This is a genomic window from Candidatus Kuenenia sp. (assembly GCF_039794105.1).
Classification (GTDB): Bacteria; Planctomycetota; Brocadiia; order Brocadiales; family Brocadiaceae; genus Kuenenia.
The window spans coordinates 1-5,133 of the sequence record NZ_JBDIWA010000065.1 but is presented as its reverse complement, the minus strand read 5'-3'; the positions used below and the strand labels follow the sequence as shown (position 1 = coordinate 5,133).

At 44.0% G+C, this 5,133-nt stretch carries 8 protein-coding genes; all 8 read right to left on the bottom strand.

The window, feature by feature from the left end; translation table 11 throughout:
• Nucleotides 1–125: 125 nt before the first annotated feature.
• A complete protein-coding gene (locus ABJL82_RS16380) occupies nt 126–440 on the bottom strand; it encodes a hypothetical protein (RefSeq protein ID WP_347275782.1) in 315 nt (104 codons plus the stop codon).
• Nucleotides 441–482: 42 nt separating this feature from the next.
• Nucleotides 483–731 (bottom strand): hypothetical protein, encoded by a 249-nt coding sequence (locus ABJL82_RS16375; RefSeq protein WP_347275781.1) that lies wholly within the window; start codon nt 729–731, stop codon nt 483–485.
• Entirely contained in the window at nt 731–904 is a 174-nt protein-coding gene (locus ABJL82_RS16370; protein ID WP_347275780.1) for a hypothetical protein, read from the bottom strand. Before ABJL82_RS16370 ends, ABJL82_RS16375 begins: the two co-directional genes overlap by 1 nt.
• The gene (locus ABJL82_RS16365) at nt 891–1,115 is read right to left on the bottom strand and encodes an AlpA family phage regulatory protein (RefSeq protein ID WP_347275779.1); all 225 of its coding nucleotides are present in this window, start codon (nt 1,113–1,115) and stop codon (nt 891–893) included. The genes ABJL82_RS16370 and ABJL82_RS16365 overlap by 14 nt, the downstream gene beginning before the upstream one ends.
• A gap of 113 nt (nt 1,116–1,228) precedes the next feature.
• The gene (locus ABJL82_RS16360; RefSeq protein WP_347275778.1) at nt 1,229–1,771 is read right to left on the bottom strand and encodes a hypothetical protein; all 543 of its coding nucleotides are present in this window, start codon (nt 1,769–1,771) and stop codon (nt 1,229–1,231) included.
• A gap of 109 nt (nt 1,772–1,880) precedes the next feature.
• Entirely contained in the window at nt 1,881–3,011 is a 1,131-nt protein-coding gene (locus ABJL82_RS16355; RefSeq protein WP_347275777.1) for a phage major capsid protein, read from the bottom strand.
• 166 nt (nt 3,012–3,177) lie between these two features.
• Nucleotides 3,178–3,336, bottom strand: a complete 159-nt coding sequence (locus ABJL82_RS16350; protein ID WP_347275776.1) for a hypothetical protein — start codon at nt 3,334–3,336, stop codon at nt 3,178–3,180.
• 1 nt (nt 3,337) lies between these two features.
• Nucleotides 3,338–4,612, bottom strand: a complete 1,275-nt coding sequence (locus ABJL82_RS16345) for an integrase arm-type DNA-binding domain-containing protein (RefSeq protein WP_347275775.1) — start codon at nt 4,610–4,612, stop codon at nt 3,338–3,340.
• Nucleotides 4,613–5,133: the final 521 nt, after the last annotated feature.

Sequence of the window (5,133 nt, the reverse complement as noted above, 5' to 3'; positions counted from 1 at the left end):
CTAAATCTAATGGATCTGATCGACTAGGAAATAATGCTGCTCCTTGAATAAAGCTGGCCATAAAAATGGCCTGATTAATAGAGTCGTGAGCCTTTACGAAATCACTGAAATCAGTTTCATTATTTTTATTCATAACTGTCTCCTTCAGCATCTTCCTTATAGTTGCATTCCACTTGTTCGGCTTCACAGTTGATGCAATTCATAATGTCTTCAGCTCTAAGCCAGATTGCTTTAAGGGCATTATCAACATCAAGCAGTTGGTAGCCTAACTTCAGCGTTTTAATCCGGTGAGACGCGAGCTTGGCAATGGAAGCAATTTCGGATAAGACTTCTTGAGACAGGCGATCCATGTTATTGACCGCGGTGCGCAGCTCCTGGATTTCAACACCAGCAGCCTGAAGATTGCAGTTGGGGGAATGTTGAGTGGTTGTGTCATTCATGGCTTGTTCCTTTTTCTTTACGGTTTGAGATTCCGCCACCGCTCAAATAGCTTGAACGGGTGGGCGGCATGTTTTGCAGGTTGGAAGACCGGTACAAAGGAACCAGCGGGCAATAAGCCCCCTGCAAAATAGCCGCCCGTAAAAAGGGTTGCCATAGTTACGGATGAACAAATAAAAAAACCGCCATTGGCGGTCATCCGCCTTTGTACTCGGGCTTCCAAACCCGACTCCTGTTTTTTGCAGAAGCGTGGACAGCATAAAACCAGCCATGGGGTGTGTCAACAAAAACATTATTCACCCTCCGTAGCACGTTTGGCTTCAAGGCGGTTCAGGCTGTTAGCGATGCGTTCTAAACTATCAGCGATACGGATCAGAAGCCGTAATTTTCCGAGTTCATCACTCTGCTTATTTGAGGCGATGCGCTCCAGAGCAGCAGCGATTCGTGATTGATTATCTCGATGCATGGCGACTTCCTGCCACTTGCCTTGAAATCCATGAATCAACGTCGGATTCGCGCCAGCGGGAAGAAACGCCGATTTTTACCGGGGGTGGGAAAGCTTTATTTTTTATTTGCTTGTAAATAAAACTTGATTTGAAGCCTACACGCCGCTCTACTTCATCCAGGGATAGTAATTTTTCAGACGGTAAGCTGTTGGCTGCTGTATTTGTTTGCATGAATTAATCTCCTGATCAATGAATATGCATCCGTACGGATGCTCAAGAGATTAATTTTTCTGAGACTGGATGTCTTGACGTAAAAATTAGAAAATTTTCGGAATTGAGTATGTCTATGTATTTCCGAGTTCACGATTGAAGAATTTGAAGATTTTTTCGAAAGGTTTTATATCATAATAATATTCACTGGCTGTTGTCTTTCCAATACCGAATTTTTTCCCGACTTTTTCGAATAAACCATCATCTATTGCAATGTCAGGTTGCGATTTTTTAATTCGAGATATTTCATTGTATACAGCACGCTTGAACATTTTCTCTTTTCTAAGAGTAGCTAAATGAGTACCTTTGGGATAAGGCCTGCCAAATACTTCATCCCATGATTTAGATTTGGCATCTGCAATTTTGTTGTAGCCTTCGATATAAGCCTTTGCAGCCCATAAAGGAAGCGGCAAGTGATGAGCAGCACAAACGCCTATTGCTTGCATCAGATAAAATTTATCTTTTTTATATGCTTCTTCAAATATATCTAATTGCTGAAGTGCATTCCATTGAGAATAGGGAGAGGTTGGATCATCGATTGATAATGACGGATCTGCTTCTAATGCTGTTTGATAAGCGGCAACAACTTCCTCTAATGTCCAATTTTTATTGACCAACTTGACACTCCTTCACAGTGCCCTTCAAGAAAAGCTAACCCAGGTGGGTGAAGGTACCCACTTTTCGCCCCGTCGGGCTAGGGTAGCTAAAACTTTATATAATAAATGATCAGTTGGCTGAAAACTTCATGAGCTTGATTGCCCTGAAGTCTCTCATGCTGCCACCCACACGGCGTGTGCTATAGAAAAGCACATTCGGCTTGGCTGTGAATGGATCCCGTAGCATGCTGGAGTTACGATCAACTATTGTATAACCACGTAAGAAGTCACCAAACGCGATAGATAGAGAGTCTCCTGAAATATCTGGCATATTTTCATCTTCATAAACCGGGTAACCCAACAGGGTGGAAGGCTGGCCACTTTCAATACCCGGTTTCCAAATGTAGTCTTTCTGATCATTTTTCATTGTACGGATCTGCTCCAATGTATTGGAGTTGATTACCCAGACTGCATTGCGACGATAACGTGGCTTTAGGGTATAAACGAGCTTTATAAGCTTGTCAGACGGGTTGGAAGAAGCAAAACTACCTGAGCCACCAGACGCTACATATTGAATTTTTCTTTCTGAACGAATACCGTCTGCTTCGTTTGATATATCGTAAGTTAAAAAGCCGCGTGGTTTATTGACGCCATCACCAGAGAGAAATGCTTCTCCTTCACCTTCACTAAAGGCTTCGGATAATTCATCTATCAGCCAGTTTTCTAAATCGAACCCGTTATCATCCAGCAGCCGCTGGGTTACGCCAGGGAGTGCGTAAATCTCACCCATCTCCGGTCTGATCTCCTGAAATCTCGGTGTATCAGTTTCTGGCCTGCTTTGGGTCTCACCTACCCATGCATAGCCAGTTCCTCCAACGGAATGCAGCATCGAGAAATCCCCACTTTCAACTTTTACAACACGCGCAATCTGCCGCATGGGTGATAGTTCGCGTAAGGCTTTAGAGACAATATCATCGATGATTTTGGGCACGAGATAACCACCGCTAGGATCATCATCTGTACTCATAGCTTTTTTCTGCAAATCATTTTCCCTTCCCGTGCGCAGATATCCTAAGAAGGTATGCTTTTCTTCCATTGCCCCAGGTTCAAAAGCTGATGCAAATCCAGCAGGCGGCCGGTTTGCTTTTTTATAGAATTCGTTCAGGTGTTTCTCAAGATCAGCCAGGCGGGAGTCATTGACACTTTTAAATTCTTTAAATGCCTTCCCTTGTTCGTTTAAGAGATCCATTAATTCGTCCATTCTGTTTTCCTTAAGTGTAGATATTGATATCCATTGGTATGGATAAGAAAAGAAATCCTCTTGTATCCATTCCTGCGGAAAGGAAAAAACAGACTACTATGTGGAAATATAAATGTATTGACGCAAATTATTAAAGATTTACGGAACTGGTTACATGTCGGAATTATTACTTGTATCTGGCTGCAATTATTCTTTTTGCGTTATTTCGGCTATACCCCTGATCACGTAAAACCTTTTCCTGGCGGCGCTTGCTCAATGCTTCATCGTATCCATCTGAAGTGTTCTTCTGAAGAAGTGCTTTGATAGCTTTGAATAGTTTGTACATATCATGCCTTCATTTTATTAATGGGTAAGAAAATGACATTCTTTTGCAGCGATTCCAGATAATCGCTCCACCATTGCATCATTTTCTTTCGTTCCGGTAAATGTTGTGCGTAGTTATATGCCGCCGATACGCTGTTACGTTCAGCATGGGCAAGCTGGCGTTCGATTACATCGTGTGGCCATCCGTTTTCATGCAACAGGGTAGAGGCCATGCTGCGGAAGCCATGGCCGGTCATTTCTTCCTTACTATAGCCAAGTCTGCGCAAGGCGGCGTTAATGGTATTTTCGCTCATAGGACGGCCCCCAGCTCGCAGGCTGGGAAATACATACTGACCATTACCGGTTAACGGTTGAATTGACTCTAGCACGTCAACTGCTTGACGCGATAAAGGTACGATATGTGTGTCTTTCATTTTCATCTTGTGGGCAGGGATACGCCACTCAGCTTTATCCAGATCTATCTCACGCCATTCGGCCTGACGTAATTCGCCTGGGCGAACAAATACTAAGGGCGCAAACTGCAAAGCACATTTGACAATGAATGAACCGTTGAAGCTCTGGATTGCACGCAGCAATTCAGTGACTTTTTTAGGATCAGTTACGCTGGCATGATGTTTGGCTTTGACGGGTGGTAATGCTCCACGCAGATCCGCACATGGATCACGGACAGCTCGTCCGGTTGCTATGGCATAGCGGAATATCTGACCACAATTCTGTAGAGCACGGTGTGCAGTTTCCAGTGCTCCACGGCTTTCAATTCGTCTCGCTACCTGCAGCATGTCTGGTGCACTGATTTCCTGAATGGGACGATCTCCTACCCAAGGGAAAACATCCCGCTCTAAACGATCGATGATTTTTCCACTATGACTGGCAACCCAGTTAGGTGAGTGTTTCTTAAACCACTCCCGGGCAATTGCCTCAAAACTGTTGACCGATAATTCCTTGGAAGTCTGTTTGCTTTGTTTCTTGGCTGCACTTGGATCAATGCCGTTGGATAGCAGTTTACGGGCTTCATCCCGGCGTTCTCTTGCATCTGCCAGCGATACATCAGGATAAATCCCCAAGGCCAACATCTTCTCTTTACCGTTATAGCGATATTTGAGCCGCCAGTATTTACTACCGTTAGGATGAACCAACAGAAATAAGCCCTTCTCATCCGAAAGTTTGTAGGCCTTGTTTTGAGGTTTGGCTTTACTGATAACGATAGCGGTAAGTGGCTTTTTTGTGGGGGTATCTGCTTTCCTGATGGGGGGTATATTTCCGCCTGTTTTATCCATTTCAGTACCTCGAACTAAACCCGAAACATAAAAGACGATGGCAAAATGCCCATTCTCATACCCCAAAGTAGGGCAATAGGAAGAATCACACACTCATTTTTAGCAGGTCGTTTTTCCTGGAAAGTAGGGCGCGCCCTACCTGTTTTGACCCTGTATCGGGCAAAGTAGGACAACCCAAACCAAGTATTCATGCGGGTTTTCAGCTGACCGCCCTACTTGCCCTACCTGCCCTACCTTTTTGGGGGATAGGGTAGAATAAGAAAAGAAAATCAGGAAATGAAAATCCACGTGCCCGACTTTCCCAGGTTTAATACCTTTTCCTTCTATAAAATTAAGTATATAAGGGGCACTGGGGGTATATTTTAATATAGAAAATAATATACCCCCAAATGTACCCCCATTTTTCACGGATTGGGGTGGATTCCGGTGGATTGGTATGGATAGTGGAATTGATGGGAAGCCTTATTCTGCAAGGCTTCACGGATTGATATGGACTGATAAATACAACAAAATGGTGGAGG